A 14,773-nucleotide genomic window follows, 5' to 3' on the forward strand; every position below is an offset into this window, starting at 1 on the left:
GATGACTCCGGCGGGAGGCGCCGGCGGGTCCGCGTTCAGGGCTCCATCGACCGCTCGATCCGCGTCGTGAACCGTTCCGGATCGAGCCGGTAGAACGCGAACGCCACCTCGCTCGTGGGCTCGCCGAAGACGTCGACGATCGGTATCCTGCCGGTTCGCTCCAGCCCCTCGATGGTCTCGGCAGACACGGACTCGTCCGTCGTCGACACCAGCCGGCCGCTCGCCGCGACGCTCCGCCACCGGCCGTCGCGCTCGCCGTACGTCACGAACGTCGCCGCGCGGTCGTCGAGGTCGCCTTTCGCCCGATCCGGGCCCACCGAGAGCCGGAAGTAGAGGACGGACTCGACCGGGTCGTATCCGTACGAGACCGGGACGCTGTGGGGCGGTTCGCCCTCGGGCGTCGCGAGCGAGATGACGCCGGTCCCGGACCGCCCGAGGAACTCGTCGCGCTCGTCGTCGTCCATGCGGACCGTGTCGATGTCGCTCATACCCCCGATTACGGTGTCCGTCACCATATAGCTCCGTTACGATCCGACTAGCTCCGTTGCGGTCGCCCCGACCGCAACCTATATTGTTCAAAAGACACAATATCGGCCCATGAGTGAAGCCGACCGAGAGGGCGCGGACGAGGCGGGAACCGAGCGGGAGGGATCCCGATCGAGCGAACGCGAACGGATCCGCGAGCGAAAACGCGAGGAACTGCGCGCGCGCCTCGAAGGCGCGTCGAACGACGGATCCGACGCCGGCGGCGGTGACGAGCGTGGCGGAGCGGACGACGAAACCGAAACGCCGACCGAGCCGGTCGAGGTCGAGAGCGCGGAGGAGTTCCAGCGGCTCGTCGCCGACCACGACGTCGTGCTCGTGGACTGTTACGCCGACTGGTGTGGTCCGTGTCAGATGATGGAGCCGACCGTGGAGTCGCTCGCGGCGGAGACGGACGCGGTCGTCGCGAAGGTCGACGTCGACGGCCTCCCCGGACTGGCCCAGCAGCTCGGCGCTCGGGGCGTGCCGACGTTCATCGTGTACGCGAACGGCGAGCCGGTCGACCGGTTCGTCGGCGCACAGGACCGCGCCGCGCTCGAGACGGCGATCGCGAGCGGCGCGGCCTGACCGTTCGCGGTCCCCCGCTAGCCACCCACGACGCCCGGCTCAACGGATCGCAGTCCTCCGATTATCCGATCTGGGATCTCGCCGCGATCGTTTATGTGCGATCGGGGCCGGAGCCGATCCATGACCGCTTCAGGGGAGTACGGACGGAGAGAGTTCGGGCAGGGCGGATTGAACGACCGGTTGAACGTCGAGGAGCTGGTCGGGGAGATCGGCCTCGACGACGACGAGATCGAGTGGCGAAAGGAGTTCCTCGGCTTCGACGAGGAGGACGTGCGTCGTCTCGAGCGGTACGAGGAGGCGTTCGCGGCGAACGCGGACCGGGTCGCCGAGGACTTCTACGAGAACCTCACGGGCCACCAGCAGACCGTCGACGTCATCGGCCGCTCCGAGAAGGGGATCGAGCAGCTCAAGCGAACCCAGTCGGCGTACCTCGTGACGCTCGCGAACGGCGAGTACGGCGCCGACTACTTCGCGGACCGGGCGCGGATCGGCAAGATCCACGACCTGTTGGAGATGCCGATGAAACACTACCTCGGCCAGTACGGCGTCTACTACGACCTGATCCTGCCGATCGTCGGCGACCGCCTCGTCGACTCGCTCACGGAGCGGCTGACCGGCGCGGCCACGGACGGTGGGCTGGCGGTCGCCGAGGAGGGACCGAGCGACTCGACGGCGACGCCGGCCGGAGACGCCCGGGACGACCGCGGCGGCCCCGGCGAGGGGGACGTCGAGGAGATCGTCCGTGCGGAGGTCGACGACGCCATCGAGGACGTCCTCTCGATCCTGCGGATCGTCAACCTCGACATGCAGGTCGTCACGGACACGTACATCCACTCGTACAGCCGGGAGATCGAGGCGGAGGCTCGACGGAACGAGCGGCTGATGACCGAGGTCCACGAGGAGCTTCGCGACCCGATCGAGGACCTACAGACGTCGGCCACGGACGTCGCCGACAGCGCGGGCACCATTCGCGACGCCTCCGGGGAACAGTCCGACCGGATCCGCGAGATCGCCGCGGAGGTGGGGAACCTCTCCGCGACCGTCGAGGAGGTCGCCTCCACGGCCGACCAGGTCGAACGCGCGAGCGACCGCGCGGAGACGCTCGCGGAGAACGGTCGCGACGCCGCGGACGACGCCGCGGAGGTCATGGACGACATCGGCGAGGCGGTCGACGGGGCCGCCGACGACGTGACGGCGCTTCAAGAGCGCGTCGGCGAGATCGACGAGTTCGTCGACGCCATCAACGGGATCGCGGAGCAGACGAACCTGCTCGCGCTCAACGCCTCCATCGAGGCCGCCCGCGCCGGCGATGCCGGCTCCGGATTCGGCGTCGTCGCCGACGAGATCAAGTCGCTCGCCGAGGAGTCCAAGCGGCACGCCGGCGACATCGAGGAGATGGTCGCCGGGATCCGATCGGACACGGAGGAGACCGTCGAGAGCCTGACGGCGGCGAACGAGCGGGTCTCCCGCGGGGTCGACCGCGTCGAGGACGCGATGGCGGACCTGACCGACATCGCCGAGGCGGTCTCGGAGACCGCCGCGGGGATCCGCGAGGTGTCCGACGTCACCGACGACCAGGCGGCGGCCGCGGAGGAGATCGCGGCCACGGTCGACGAGGTCGTCGAGCGGTCGGCCCGCGTCACCGACGAGATCGGTGAACTGGCGGCCGCCAACGAGCGACAGGCGCGGATGGTCGAGGAGGTCGAGACCGCCGTGACCCGGCTCTCGACCGAACGGCCCGCCGCGGCCGCCGACCGGACGGACCCGGCCTGAGAGCGGATCTCCGACGCGCCCGATCTCACTCGACGTGATCGAACGCGACGGCGAGGTCGTCGGCTCCGAAGAAGACGAACCGGTACCGTCCGGCGTCGAGGTCCGGACACACGCGGAGGTCGTCGTTCGGATGTTCGGCCACGAGGCCCGCCTCGTCCATCGAGAACGACCACTCGACCGTCGCTCCCGGTCGGATCGAGACGAGTTCGTCGGTGTACTCGAACCGGCCGTCGTCGCTCCCACGCACGTCCGTCCACCCCGTCTCGGTCTCGACCTCGAGGACGTACTTCGCGCGGTTGCCGACGCCGATCGGCCGCGCCGAGACGTTCGTCATCTCGATCCGGAACGCGTCGCCGCGCTCGAATCGGAGCGCCCCGTCCGGGTCGCTCGATCCGGCCGAGCCGCCGTCGTCGTACTCGGGATCCACGACCCGGAGTTCGAGTCCCGACTCCCCGTCGACGCCGCCACCGGAGCCCCAGTTCACCTCCCCCTCGTAGGCCGCGGGATGTCGCTCGAACCCCTCGTCCGGACACGAGAGCGCGGACGGGACGCTCGGTGGATCGCCGTCGGGTCGCACGAAGCCGTCGAGCGACGCCGGGTCGCGGACGCCGTCGGTCCCGGTCAACTCGGCGCGGTTCCCCCAGCCGTCGGTTATCCCGACCCGGATCGACTCCGGAAGGGGATCGGCCGTGACACGGAGGAACGCGCCGGAGTACGTGATCGCCTGCCCGCACGCGACGTCCCCGTCGTCGGCGTCGACCACGGTCGCCTCCGCGGTCAGCGTCCCGTCCTCGATGGCGACGTCCGCGAACTCGACGACGCGTTCACACGTGCTCCGGCCGACGGACTCGACGTAGGCGAGGACCGATTCGTCGAAGTCGATCTCCTCCACGAAGCCGACCGTCTCCGGACGGGCTTCCCCGAGGAGCCACTCGGGACCGCTCCGGTCGTCGAACAGGGTACAAAAGCCCGGTCGTTCCGTTCGTCGCCACGCCGGCCCCGAGAGCGCCCCGCCGACCTGGTGGATCGCGATCTCCGGGTCCGGGTCGCTTCCGTCGGTTCCGTCGTCCGCGTCGTCGTCGTCGGATCCGGAACCGGGCTCGCCGAGACAGCCCGCGATCCCGGCGATCCCGATCGCCCCGGCGACGGCTCCGATGCCGCGAAGCGTCGACCGTCGGCTGATCCGTCTCATGCCCGAGGCTACGCCGGTCCCGGATAAGGGCTTCGTGGAGGCACAAACGACTCTCTGTGCTATCCCGTCGGCGTCGGGCTAAGGTCGGCCGAACACCCGATCCAGTTCCGCCCGCTCGACGCCGGCGGCCAGTCCGAGCGCCAGCCCGACGCGGGCCTTCGCGGCCGGGAGGTCGTCGGCAAAGACGACGCCGTGGTCCCCGAGCGTGACCGCCCCGCCCGGCGTGCCGTACACCGGTTCGGTCGGGCCGGCGGGTCGCCCGGCGACCACCACGGGGACCTCCTCGACGGCCTCCGCGACGGCGTCGCCGATCGCGGCCGTGGCGTTCCCGAGGCCGGTGCCCTCGATCACGATCCCGCCCACGTCGGCCGCGAGGGCGCGCTCGATCCCCGCCGCAGTGGCTCCCGTCCCCGAATGGATCACGGGGACCTCGGGAACGCGGTCGGCCGCCGCGACCGGATCCGACGGGTCGATCGGCCCCTCCGGCCCGCAGAGGGGGTCGATCGCGACGCGTCGTCGCGGCTCCCGGACGATCTCGGACGCCGCGCGGGTGAACGTCGCGACCGGCGCGGTCGCCGGCGAGGTCATCGTCGAGAGCGCGTTGCTGTGGGACTTCACGACGTCGCGGCCGGCGTGTAGCTCGTCGTCGAACCCGACGTGGACGCCGTCCGCGAACCGGTCGTCAGCCGCCGCCCGCACCGCGAGCGTCAGGTTCGCCGGCACGTCGCTCGAGGGCTCGTCGAGGCGACGCTGTGCGCCCGTCACCACGACCGGTGCGGGCAGGTCCGTCAGCACGTCGAGCGCGTAGGCGGTGTCCGAGAGCGTGTCGGTGCCGTGGGTGACGACGACCCCGTCCGCGCCCTCCTCGATCGCCTCCCGGGCCGCGGCCGCGGTCGCGAACACGTCCCGCCAGCGCACGTCGAACCCCGGCTGTGAACACGCTTCGCGGGCCGACACCGTCGCGTACCGCTCGACGCCCGGAACCGCCTCGACGAGGTCGGCTCCCGTCTTCGCCGGCGCGGCGCCGTCGTCTCCCGGCTCCGACGCGATCGTCCCGCCGCAGGCGACGACGCACACGTGCGGTCGGTCCCCCTCTTCGCGCTCGTTCTCCCCGACCTCGCACTCGTTCTCTCCGGCCCCGCGCTCGCTCTCCACTTCGACCTCGTCGCGTGTCATGGCCGACGGTGGCCGCGGCAGGGGTAAATCGCTTCGCCCCTCGGCAGCCGAGTTCCGATCCGGCGTCGGCGGTCGGCTCCGCTCCCCGCTCGACGGGCGGACCTCGATCCGTCCTCGAGGGCCTCGGTTCGACTCGGATCGCCCGGGAGTTGGTATCGGCACGTCAGCTATTGAAAAAATATCCAGAGGGCGTTCTAAACTTTTTAGGAGTCTCTGAGGCAGTTTTAAAACGTCGCGAAACCCGATACAAGGTGTGAATTACGCCGAACCCTCGGCGGGCTATATGTGGGTACCGCCCCTCGTCCCAGTCGTCAGATGTCCACCCGTGTCCCCCTCAACCGACTCGCCTTCGACCTCCCGCTCGCGGACCGGATGGTTCACGCGGTCCGCGCCGTCGCGTTCTGGGTCGCGATCGTCCTCCCGATCGGCTACCCGTTCCTGCTTTCCGCGGGACTCGACGGGACGAACGGTCTGTACTTCGTTGGGCTGCTGGCCGCGAACGCGGTCGCGCTCAAGATCGGCCACGACTACGACCCCGGCTCGTCCGACGCCCGCGGCGTGACGGACCGTCCCGATCGCGGCGACGCTCCGAGCGCGTCGGACACGCGTCGGCGCGCCACCGACGCCCGGAGACGATCCGACGACGTCGACGCCTGATCCGGGACCGACCGGACCCGATCGCGACCCGACCGGCGACGCCGCCCTCCCGTCGTCCGCCCTCAGTCGACTCTTTCCGCCCTCCGTCTCCCACCCGCGATCGGCTCCCGATCGGCTCTCGGTCGGCATCTCGAAGCGCTTACCCACCCGCCGACCCGAGCGTGTGCCATGACCGACGCGACGCGGGTCGAGTGGCGCGAGTGGGGCCGCGAGGCGTTCGCCGAGGCCGACGAGCGGGACCGACCGGTGCTCCTCTCGCTTTCGGCCACCTGGTGTGAGGGCTGTCACGAGATGGACGCGACCACCTACGCCGAGCCGCGGGTCGCCGCCAACGTGAACGAGTGGTTCGTCCCGGTCCGGGTCGACGTCGACCGCCGCCCGCGCGTCCGCGAGCGGTACAACATGGGCGGGTTCCCGACGACCGCCTTCCTCACGCCCGACGGCGAGCTGCTCACCGGCGCGGGCTACCTCGGCGTCGACGGGATGCGCCAGGTGCTCGAGTCCGTCCACCGGATGTGGGACGACGAGGGCCGCGAGGCCGGCCGGATCCCGCGCGCGCTGAACGGCGACCGGCCGCCGGCCGGCGAGCTCTCCGAGGCGGTCGAGAGCCACCTCGCCGGCCAGCTCGAGAACAAGTACGACGCGGAGTACGCCGGCTGGGGAACCGACGCGAAGTTCCCGCTCCCCCGCACCGTCGAGTTCGCGCTGAAGCGCGACCGCGACCGCGCGCTCCGCACCCTCGACGCGGTCCGCGACCACCTCGCCGACGAGGTCGACGGCGGCTTCTTCCGGTTCGCCGGCGAGCGCGACTGGAGCGACGTGGCCTACGAGAAGCCGGCGGACGCGAACGCGGCGGTGACGCGGGCGTTCGCCAACGCGTACCTCTACACCGGCGAGGAGGTCTACCGCGAGCCCGCCGCGGCGGCCGTCGAGTTCCTCACCGACGACCTCTGGACCGGCTACGGCGTCGGCGGGAGCCTCGGACCGGGGCTCGGCCGAGCCTACTACGCCGCGCCCGCCGAGGAGCGGGCGGAGCTCGACTCGCCCCGACGCGACCTCACCGTCCTCGCCGGCGCGAACGCGCTCGCGGCCGACGCGCTGTTGGCGTTCGCGGCGTACACCGACGACGATCGGTCCCGCGAGTACGCCGAACGGGTCCTCGACGGGCTCGAGCGCGACCTGGTCGACCCCGACTCCGGCGTCGTGACCCACTACCGACCGGCGGGAGGTGACGACGGGGCCGGCGACGACGCCCCGGAGGACCTCCTCGAGGACGTCTCGCGCGTCGTGGGAGCGTACGTCCGCGCCGCGGGCGTGCTCGGAGAGGGAGCCGACGTCGCCCGCGCGGTCGCCGACCGAGCGATCGAGGAACTCCACGTCGACGGCTCGTTCGTGGACGGACCGCGTTCGGGTGCCGGGCTGCTCGATCGCCCCTTCAGACCGCTCGACGGCAACGTGGAACTGGCGTCCGCGCTCGTCGACCTCGCGGCGCTCACCGGTGAGGACCGCTACCGAGAGGTCGCCCGCGAGACCGCCGAGTCGTTCGCGGGCGCGACCGACCGGCTCGGAGTTCAAGTGGCGGGGTACGGCAGTCTCGTCGGGCGGCTGCTCCGCGGGACGACCGTCATCGCCGTCGGCACCGAGCCCCGAAGCGACCTACACCGGGCGGCCTGGCGGGTCGCCGACCACGAGAAGGTCGTCGTCCCGAACGCCCACCGCGAGGACGCGCCCGCGCCGCGAACCGTTCCCGAGGGATCGGCCGTCGTGATCGCCAGCGACGACGTCTCCGCCCCCGCGACAACGCCGGACGAGTTGATGGCCCGCGTCGCCGAGACGGTCGAGTGATCCCGCTCAACGGCCGTCTCCGAGGTCTCGTACGAGTACCGGTCCGCCCGCTTCCGTGCCATCCGTGGCGGCTCAGTCCTCCAGAACGCCCGTAAACGTCCGACGCGTTTATACCGATACCGCGACATCGTGGGATATGACATCCCTTCGTGACCTCGGTCTCTCCGAGTACGAGGCCCGTGCGTACCGCGCCCTGCTGCGGACCGGACCGACGACGGCGAAGGACCTCTCGCGGGCCAGCGAGGTTCCGATGGGCCGGATATACGACGTCCTCAACAGCCTCGAGAGTCACGACCTCGTCCGAAGTCAGGCGGCGAGCCGCCCGAAGAAGTACGTCGGCGTCGAGCCGGACGCCGCGCTCGACCGGCTGCTCGAGGAGAAACAGCGTGAACTCGAGGCGAAGGCCGAACAGTACGCGTCGGTCGTCGAGGAGCTGTCGAGTGAACTCGACGCGACCGACCCCGTCGACGGAGAGTTCTGGACGGCCGCCGTCGGCGCGGAGGACGCCACGGACCTCCTGTTGGAGCGGATCGCGGCGGCCGAGCGACGGATGGTCGTCGTCGCCGGCGCGCCCGCGACCGGCTTCGACCTCGGCACGGTCGGCGAGCGGGTGACCGCGGAGCTGGAGGCGGCACTCGACCGCGGCGTCGAGATCCGGGTGTTGCTCTCGCCGGAGACGGTCGACGCGCTCCCGCGGAACGTCGGCCGCCGGTACACCGCCGAGCTCGCCGATAACGAGGGGTTCTCGGTCCGGACGACGCCGGGCGTCGACGGGACGTTCAACGTCTTCGACGGGCTCGAGGTGTGTATCGAGGTACCACACCCGCTCTCGGGTGAGGAGCCCTTCGCGATGATCGACATCAAGGACGCCGAGTTCGCCGCCAGCGTCAGCGAGGAGTTCGAGCCGCGGTGGGCGGAGGCGGAGTCGCTCTCCTTCGGGTAGTCCCCCGAAAACGGCCTCAGCGGTCGGAGGTATCGCGGTCGACGAGCGGGGAGTCGGCGTTGGCACACTCGGGTCGGCCGCACACGCCCGCGTCCTCGCCCGCGCGCTCGACGCCCGGGGAGAGCGACTCTATCCGCCAGTCGACGACGTGGCCCGTGTCGGCCTCGTGGTCCGCGAGCGTCTCCCTCGCCGACCGGAGCCGGTCGTGTGTCGCCTCGAAGCGACAGTCCGTACAGCGGACGACGACGCGCGTTCGGTCCATATCGAATCGAGGGAAGAGACGGGCAAAACCGCTCCGATCGCGGGATCGGCGCGGGTCGCCCCGACCCGTCGGACCGTTTGCGTTCGTCCGCTTCAGTTCGTCCGCGTTCGTCCGCTTCAGTTCGTCCGCGTTCGTCCGCGTCAGTCCGTCTCGTCGGCTTCGGTCCGCCAGCCGCCGGTGAGTATCACTACCCAGACCGCCGCCCCGGCGAGAACGAACACCCCGGCCAGGTACGGGACGATCGGGAGGCTGAGTCCGAGGGCGTCGAGCACCGTCCGGAGCTCGTAGACGATGACGCCGACGATAGCGAGGCCGACGAGCAGTCCGCCGCGGGTGACGTCGACGCTCATGCGACCACCCCGGACGCGGCGACGTCGAGGAGGCGGGAGCCGACGAACGCGAGCGCGTCGACGAGCGACCACGCCGCGGGGACGGCGACCTCGGCGAGTGCGCCAACCGCGGCGTCGATCCACACCGGATACGTCCCGACGCCGGGACCGAGCAGCCCGCCGTCGCTGATGATCGCCGCGAGCGGAAGCGCGTACGCGAGCACGACGAGGGTGACGGCGATCCCGACCCAGATCCGGAGATCGTCGAGCACTTCCGGGGCGTCGTCGGGGCCGGAGAGCGCGGGACGAAGCGTCTCCGCGAGTCCGGAGACGCGGGGGTTCCCCATCGTGAGCACGAGGTTTCCGATGAACAGGACGGTAGAGAGGAACAACAGCGTCCCGCCGATCGCGATCTGGACGTTCAGCTCCTCGAACCCGCCGAACGCGACCGGGTAGTCGAAGCCGGAGTACTCCGGCTCGGCGGTCCGTCGGGGGACGCCGAGCAACCCTTGAGCGTGCATCGCGTTCGACATGAGCGCCATCCCGATGAACCAGAGGACGACCTGAAACAGCCCGATCTGGCTGCTGTAGATCGGCTTGTTGGTGATCTGCGGCCAGAGCCAGTAGGTCGCCGCCATGAACGTGAGCGCGACCGCGGTCCCGACGGTGAGGTGGAAGTGGCCGGGCACCCAGATCGTGTTGTGGATCATGTAGTTGATGTTCATCCCGGCGTTGACCATCCCGGAGAATCCGCCGGCTGCGAACATCAGCCCCGCGAGCATCATCCCGGTGAACGCGGGGTCACGCCAGGGGAGCGACCGGAGCCACCCGAAGATCCCGGTGCCGCCGCGCTGGCGAGCACCGTACTCGACGCTGGCGACGACGGTGAACGCCGTGAGCAGGCTCGGCAACAGCAGGAACATCGTGTTCGTCATCGAGATGAACTTGAAGCCTTCGGCGATGCCGGGGTCGAGGTACTGGTGGTGGATGCCGACCGGCGTCGACAACAGCAGGAACAACACGAAGACGACCCGCGCGAGGGGGTCGCTGAACAGCCGACCGCCGGCGATCGACGGCAGCACCGTGTACCACAGGAGGTACGCGGGCATCAGCCAGAAGTAGACGACGGGGTGACCGAAGAACCAGAACAGCGTCCGGGTGAGCGTCGGGTTCACCGACTCGATCAGCCCGAGCGACCACGGCAACAGGAATATCAGCACCGACGCCGCGACCGCCGAGGAGGCGATGTACCACATGATCATCGTGGTCAACACCATGAACGTCTGGAGCGGGATCCGCTCTCCGGGGTTCTCCTCGCGCCACGCGAGCCACGTGCGGAACCAGTCCGCGCCGGCCAGCCAGCTCCCGACGATGAACACGGCGAGTCCCGTATAAAAGAGCGGGTGCGCCTGAAGCGGCGCGTAGAAGGTGAAGAGCACGTCCGCGCTCATGTCGATCGAGTCGACGAAGCCGGCGAGAACGGAGATCCCGGTCATCGTCATCCCGCCGGCCATCAGCGCGTACCACGTCCAGGTTATCCTGATGTCCACGAGGGGTCGATCGAGGCTGCGGACGACCGCCCACGTGAACAGCCCCACGAGGAAGAACGTCGTGAAACTGAGCGCTAAGAACACGCCGTGAGCGGTGAGGGAGGTGTAGTAGTCCGTCGAGGAGATGAGCCCGCGGAAGATCCCGGTCCGGTGGAGCGTCTGGATGATCCCGAAGACCGCCCCCAACGTGAGCGCGAGGAAGGCCCCAAGAAGCGACGATCGAACGACCTTCGCCTCCGCCGGGAACTCGTCGTAGAACGTCTTCTCGGCCTCGAGCGCGTCGCTCATGCGCTTTCACCTCCGTTCGTCTCCTCGAACTCCTCCTCGGGCACGACGTGGAGTTTCCCCTCCATGGCGTGGTGACCGGCCCCGCAGTACTCGTTACACAGGATGCCGTACTCCTGGGGCTCACCCACCTCGACGGTGAGCTCCGAGACCTCGCCGGGAACGACCATCGTGTTCGCGTTCGTCCCGACCACCTCGAAGCCATGGATCACGTCGCGGGAGGTGACCTGGAAGGTCACCGTGCTGTTCTCCGGCACCACGATCGGGTCGGGTTGGAATCCGAACTGGAACGCGACGACGTACGCCTCGTAGTGGTTCTCGCCGACCTGCTCGACGCGCGGCTCGGTGAACCGCTCGTCCTCGTCGAGGGCGTTCGCGTCGATCTGTGGTTCGCTGTCGGCGACCATCGCCACCCCCGGCCCGACCGCCCCGTACGTCACGGACCCGAGGAGCAACAGGATCAGGAGGATGGAGCACGCGAGCCAGATCTTCTCGTAGGCGTGGATGTGCATCCGTGATCACCCCACCACGACCAGGTCACGGCCGAGGAACTCGACGTAGTAGATGAACACCCAGGCGATCACGAGGATCGCGAAGTACACCGCGATGAGCGCGAGCGTGCCGACGGGATCGAACTCCTCGTCGCCGCCCGCGTCGTCCGCCGGCGCGTCCGCCGTTTCGGTTCGGCTCATGGGTTCGCTTACGGGCAGCCAACTATATAATATCCACCCGTTCCCGTGGTATGAAAATCCGCTTGGTCTATATGGTGACGGCCGCACACGTGTTCGTATGGACTTCTCGCTCCAGCACGCGGTCTTCCTGGTGCTCGGCGGCGTGCTCCCGGCCGCGGCCTACATAGCCTCGCGCGCGGAGTACGTCGTCGCCGTCACGTTCCTCAACGTGGTGCTCATCTGGGCGAGCCTTCGGGTCGCCACCGGCGGTAGCCTCCGTCCCGGCGGCGACGACGACAGGCTCGAGCCGAGCGACATCGAGGACGCGTAGGCGGTCGAAACCCTCGCGACCCCGTCCGGATGCCACCGGCGGATCAAGCCACCACCAATGCCGAACTGTACCCTCTGTGAGCTGCCGACGGGATCCGACCCGCACACCGACCCGGCCGTCGAGGGCGAGTACTGCTGTCGGGGGTGTCTCGCGGTGGCGCGCTCGCTCGAGGACGTGGAGGACCTCGAAGACCTCGAGGCGCGGGCCCCGGACGCGGAACCTTCTGACTCCTTCGACGGCGAGACGGCCTTCCTCCACGTCGACGGCATGCACTGTGCGACCTGCGAGTCGTTCCTCGAGTTGACCGCCGCCGAGCGCGAGGGGGTCGCGGCCGCTGAGGCGAGCTACGCCACCGACACCATCCGCGTCGAGTACGACCCCGACCGGGTGACCGCCGACGACCTGCCCGATGCGCTCTCGGTCGCCGGCTACACCGCGAGCGACCGCGCCGACCCCGAGCCCGCGGGCGACGACGTCGACGTGGTGCGGTTCCTGATCGGCGGCGGCTTCTTCGGGATGATGGCGATGCTGTGGTACGTCCTCTTTTTATACCCGACCTACTTCGGCTACGACCCGCTCCTGGATCTCGGCGGCGTGAGCGGGCTCTACCTCTTCACGCAGATCTGGCTTTTCACCTCGATCGTGCTCTTTTACACCGGCTACCCGATCCTCCGCGGGGCGTACGTGAGCCTGCGAGCTGGCCGACCGAACATGGATCTGTTGGTGTCGCTGGCGGCGGTCAGCTCCTACGCCTACAGCACCCTCGCGATGCTGCTCGGCCGGACCGACCTCTACTTCGACGTGACGATCGCCGTGATCCTCGTCGTCACCGCGGGAAACCAGTACGAGTCGCGGATCAAGTCGCGCGCGACGGGGATGCTCTCGGAGCTGACGACCGCGGCCGAGAGCGAGGTCCGACGGGAGTCGGGCGAGACCGTCCCGATCGACGCGGTCGAACCGGGCGACAGGCTGCTCGTGCGCCCCGGCGAGCGCGTCCCGTTCGACGGAAGCGTCGCCGAGGGGACCGCCGCCGTCGACGAGGCGCTCGTGACCGGCGAGTCGCTCCCGGCGACGAAACGCCCCGGCGACGCGGTCCGCGGGGGGACCGTGGTCACGGACTCCCCGCTCGTGCTCGAGGTGGGCGAGGACGCGACGAGCACGCTCGACACCCTCGTGCGCCTGCTGTGGGACATCCAGAGCTCGCGGTCGGGGATCCAGCGGCTCGTCGACCGGCTCGCGACCGTGTTCGTCCCGCTCGTGGTCGCGGTCGCGGTCGTGGCCGGCGCGGGGACCCTGGCGTTCGGCGGCGCACCGACCGAGGCGGCGCTCGTCGCGCTCACCGTCCTCATCGTCTCGTGCCCGTGCGCGCTCGGACTCGCGACCCCGCTCGCGATCGCCGCCGGGATCCGCGACGCCGCCCGTCGCGGGATCGTGATCGTCTCCGACGCCGTCTTCGAGGCCGGAGCCGAGATCGACGCGGTCGTGCTCGACAAGACCGGCACGCTCACCGACGGCGAGATGCGGCTGCTCGAGACGGTTCTCGACGATGACTCGGGATCGTCCATTTTCGACTCCACCGCCACTTCCGACGCCGATCTCGACGTGGACCCCGACGCTGACCTCGACGTGGACCCCGACGCCGACGCGAACGCCGACCGGGTCCTCCGGCGGGCGGCCGCGCTCGAACGCGCCTCCGCACACCCGATCGCCGAGGCGATCGTCGACGCGGCCGCGACGGATCGAGACTCGACCGACCGGTCGGATCCCGCGTCCCCCGCGGCCGTCGCCGACGGCGGAACCGAGCCCGCGACCGGAACGGGACACCCGAACGGATCCGATCCCTCGGACGGATCGGTCGGCCCCGCCGACTCCGCCGATTCCGTCGGCGTCGACGGCGTCGACGTCGGCGACGTCGAGGTCACCGACCGCGGCGTCGCAGGGACGATCGACGGCGACCGCGTCGTCGTCGGCCACCGCTCGCTGTTCGCGAACCGCGGGTGGGCGCTCCCCGGTCGCCTCGACGAGGCCGGCGAGCGCGCGACCGCGGACGGGAACGTCCCCGTCTTCGTCGGCTGGGACGGGCGCGTTCGCGGGGTTCTCGTCGTCGGCGACGCGGTCCGCCAGGGGTGGGAGGCGGTCGTGACCGACCTCGCCGATCGCGGGAAGCGCGTCGTCGTGCTCACCGGCGACTCGGCCGCGGCGGCGCAGCGCTTCGAGGAGCACCCGGCGATCGACGAGGTGTTCGCGGGAGTTCCGCCGGAGGCGAAAGCCGAGACGGTTCGGCGGCTCGGCGCGGGCGAGCGCGTCGCGATGGTCGGCGACGGCAGCAACGACGCGCCGGCGCTCGCGGCCGCCGACCTCGGCGTCTCCGTCGCGAGCGGGACCGACCTCGCGGCCGACGCCGCGGACGCCGTCCTCCTGGAGGACCGGCTCTCCGCGATCCCGGAGCTGTTCGATATCACGAGCGGGACGAACCGACGGATCAGGGAGAACCTCGGCTGGGCGTTCGCCTACAACGCGATCGCGATACCCCTCGCCGTCTCCGGCGCGCTCAACCCGCTCCTGGCCGCGCTCGCGATGGGGACGAGCAGCCTGCTCGTCGTGAGCAACTCGTCCCGATCGGTCGCCGGCGAGGAGTGACCGCGACCC

General features: G+C 70.2%; 15 protein-coding genes. 7 read left to right on the forward strand and 8 right to left on the reverse strand.

Annotated elements, in window-relative coordinates; genetic code table 11:
* Nucleotides 1-35: 35 nt before the first annotated feature.
* Nucleotides 36-488 (reverse strand): pyridoxamine 5'-phosphate oxidase family protein, encoded by a 453-nt coding sequence (locus FN829_RS02330; protein WP_142985383.1) that lies wholly within the window; start codon nucleotides 486-488, stop codon nucleotides 36-38.
* A 109-nt stretch (nucleotides 489-597) separates the two neighbouring features.
* On the opposite strand from FN829_RS02330, the gene FN829_RS02335 reads away from it, so the two are divergent.
* Together FN829_RS02335 and FN829_RS02340 are read left to right on the forward strand one after the other, a co-directional pair.
* Nucleotides 598-1,110 carry a thioredoxin family protein gene (locus FN829_RS02335; protein ID WP_142985384.1) on the forward strand — a complete coding sequence of 171 codons (513 nt, stop codon included), beginning with the start codon at nucleotides 598-600 and terminating at the stop codon, nucleotides 1,108-1,110.
* Between the two features lie 120 nt (nucleotides 1,111-1,230).
* Nucleotides 1,231-2,883, forward strand: coding sequence for a globin-coupled sensor protein (locus FN829_RS02340; RefSeq protein ID WP_185955660.1), 1,653 nt, complete (start codon nucleotides 1,231-1,233; stop codon nucleotides 2,881-2,883).
* A 25-nt stretch (nucleotides 2,884-2,908) separates the two neighbouring features.
* Here FN829_RS02340 and FN829_RS02345 read toward each other — a convergent pair whose 3' ends face one another.
* Together FN829_RS02345 and FN829_RS02350 are read right to left on the reverse strand one after the other, a co-directional pair.
* Nucleotides 2,909-4,075, reverse strand: a complete 1,167-nt coding sequence (locus FN829_RS02345; protein WP_142985385.1) for a hypothetical protein — start codon at nucleotides 4,073-4,075, stop codon at nucleotides 2,909-2,911.
* 78 nt (nucleotides 4,076-4,153) lie between these two features.
* A complete protein-coding gene (locus tag FN829_RS02350; RefSeq protein WP_142985386.1) occupies nucleotides 4,154-5,251 on the reverse strand; it encodes an asparaginase in 1,098 nt (365 codons plus the stop codon).
* A gap of 315 nt (nucleotides 5,252-5,566) precedes the next feature.
* Here FN829_RS02350 and FN829_RS16110 point away from each other — a divergent pair, with 315 nt between their 5' ends.
* From FN829_RS16110 to FN829_RS02365, 3 genes are all read left to right on the forward strand, one after another.
* A complete protein-coding gene (locus tag FN829_RS16110) occupies nucleotides 5,567-5,908 on the forward strand; it encodes a hypothetical protein (RefSeq protein ID WP_246066424.1) in 342 nt (113 codons plus the stop codon).
* Nucleotides 5,909-6,076: 168 nt separating this feature from the next.
* A complete protein-coding gene (locus tag FN829_RS02360) occupies nucleotides 6,077-7,753 on the forward strand; it encodes a DUF255 domain-containing protein (RefSeq protein ID WP_142985387.1) in 1,677 nt (558 codons plus the stop codon).
* 136 nt (nucleotides 7,754-7,889) lie between these two features.
* Complete coding sequence (locus FN829_RS02365) at nucleotides 7,890-8,696, forward strand: TrmB family transcriptional regulator (RefSeq protein WP_142985388.1); 807 nt, start codon at nucleotides 7,890-7,892, stop codon at nucleotides 8,694-8,696.
* A 16-nt stretch (nucleotides 8,697-8,712) separates the two neighbouring features.
* Here FN829_RS02365 and FN829_RS02370 read toward each other — a convergent pair whose 3' ends face one another.
* From FN829_RS02370 to FN829_RS15775, 5 genes are all read right to left on the reverse strand, one after another.
* Nucleotides 8,713-8,958 (reverse strand): DUF7542 family protein, encoded by a 246-nt coding sequence (locus FN829_RS02370; RefSeq protein ID WP_142985389.1) that lies wholly within the window; start codon nucleotides 8,956-8,958, stop codon nucleotides 8,713-8,715.
* A gap of 140 nt (nucleotides 8,959-9,098) precedes the next feature.
* Complete coding sequence (locus tag FN829_RS02375) at nucleotides 9,099-9,308, reverse strand: CbaC protein (RefSeq protein ID WP_142985390.1); 210 nt, start codon at nucleotides 9,306-9,308, stop codon at nucleotides 9,099-9,101.
* Entirely contained in the window at nucleotides 9,305-11,125 is a 1,821-nt protein-coding gene (locus FN829_RS02380; RefSeq protein ID WP_142985391.1) for a b(o/a)3-type cytochrome-c oxidase subunit 1, read from the reverse strand. The genes FN829_RS02375 and FN829_RS02380 overlap by 4 nt, the downstream gene beginning before the upstream one ends.
* Nucleotides 11,122-11,634 (reverse strand): cytochrome c oxidase subunit II, encoded by a 513-nt coding sequence (locus FN829_RS02385; RefSeq protein WP_142985392.1) that lies wholly within the window; start codon nucleotides 11,632-11,634, stop codon nucleotides 11,122-11,124. Before FN829_RS02385 ends, FN829_RS02380 begins: the two co-directional genes overlap by 4 nt.
* Nucleotides 11,635-11,640: 6 nt before the next feature.
* The gene (locus tag FN829_RS15775; protein ID WP_185955661.1) at nucleotides 11,641-11,814 is read right to left on the reverse strand and encodes a hypothetical protein; all 174 of its coding nucleotides are present in this window, start codon (nucleotides 11,812-11,814) and stop codon (nucleotides 11,641-11,643) included.
* A 97-nt stretch (nucleotides 11,815-11,911) separates the two neighbouring features.
* On the opposite strand from FN829_RS15775, the gene FN829_RS02390 reads away from it, so the two are divergent.
* Entirely contained in the window at nucleotides 11,912-12,124 is a 213-nt protein-coding gene (locus FN829_RS02390; protein WP_142985393.1) for a hypothetical protein, read from the forward strand.
* Between the two features lie 57 nt (nucleotides 12,125-12,181).
* Nucleotides 12,182-14,764: a heavy metal translocating P-type ATPase gene (locus FN829_RS02395; RefSeq protein ID WP_142985394.1), complete on the forward strand. Its 2,583-nt coding sequence runs from the start codon at nucleotides 12,182-12,184 to the stop codon at nucleotides 14,762-14,764.
* Nucleotides 14,765-14,773: the final 9 nt, after the last annotated feature.

Source organism: Halorubrum cibi, assembly GCF_900182635.1.
Taxonomy (GTDB): Archaea; Halobacteriota; Halobacteria; order Halobacteriales; family Haloferacaceae; genus Halorubrum; species Halorubrum cibi.

Bases quoted from the DNA above. Each gene is read 5' to 3' on its own strand.
- FN829_RS02330 (WP_142985383.1), bottom strand. From the start codon at position 488: ATGAGCGACATCGACACGGTCCGCATGGACGACGACGAGCGCGACGAG.
- FN829_RS02335 (WP_142985384.1), top strand. From the start codon at position 598: ATGAGTGAAGCCGACCGAGAGGGCGCGGACGAGGCGGGAACCGAGCGG.
- FN829_RS02340 (WP_185955660.1), top strand. From the start codon at position 1,231: ATGACCGCTTCAGGGGAGTACGGACGGAGAGAGTTCGGGCAGGGCGGA.
- FN829_RS02345 (WP_142985385.1), bottom strand. From the start codon at position 4,075: ATGAGACGGATCAGCCGACGGTCGACGCTTCGCGGCATCGGAGCCGTC.
- FN829_RS02350 (WP_142985386.1), bottom strand. From the start codon at position 5,251: ATGACACGCGACGAGGTCGAAGTGGAGAGCGAGCGCGGGGCCGGAGAG.
- FN829_RS16110 (WP_246066424.1), top strand. From the start codon at position 5,567: ATGTCCACCCGTGTCCCCCTCAACCGACTCGCCTTCGACCTCCCGCTC.
- FN829_RS02360 (WP_142985387.1), top strand. From the start codon at position 6,077: ATGACCGACGCGACGCGGGTCGAGTGGCGCGAGTGGGGCCGCGAGGCG.
- FN829_RS02365 (WP_142985388.1), top strand. From the start codon at position 7,890: ATGACATCCCTTCGTGACCTCGGTCTCTCCGAGTACGAGGCCCGTGCG.
- FN829_RS02370 (WP_142985389.1), bottom strand. From the start codon at position 8,958: ATGGACCGAACGCGCGTCGTCGTCCGCTGTACGGACTGTCGCTTCGAG.
- FN829_RS02375 (WP_142985390.1), bottom strand. From the start codon at position 9,308: ATGAGCGTCGACGTCACCCGCGGCGGACTGCTCGTCGGCCTCGCTATC.
- FN829_RS02380 (WP_142985391.1), bottom strand. From the start codon at position 11,125: ATGAGCGACGCGCTCGAGGCCGAGAAGACGTTCTACGACGAGTTCCCG.
- FN829_RS02385 (WP_142985392.1), bottom strand. From the start codon at position 11,634: ATGCACATCCACGCCTACGAGAAGATCTGGCTCGCGTGCTCCATCCTC.
- FN829_RS15775 (WP_185955661.1), bottom strand. From the start codon at position 11,814: ATGAGCCGAACCGAAACGGCGGACGCGCCGGCGGACGACGCGGGCGGC.
- FN829_RS02390 (WP_142985393.1), top strand. From the start codon at position 11,912: ATGGACTTCTCGCTCCAGCACGCGGTCTTCCTGGTGCTCGGCGGCGTG.
- FN829_RS02395 (WP_142985394.1), top strand. From the start codon at position 12,182: ATGCCGAACTGTACCCTCTGTGAGCTGCCGACGGGATCCGACCCGCAC.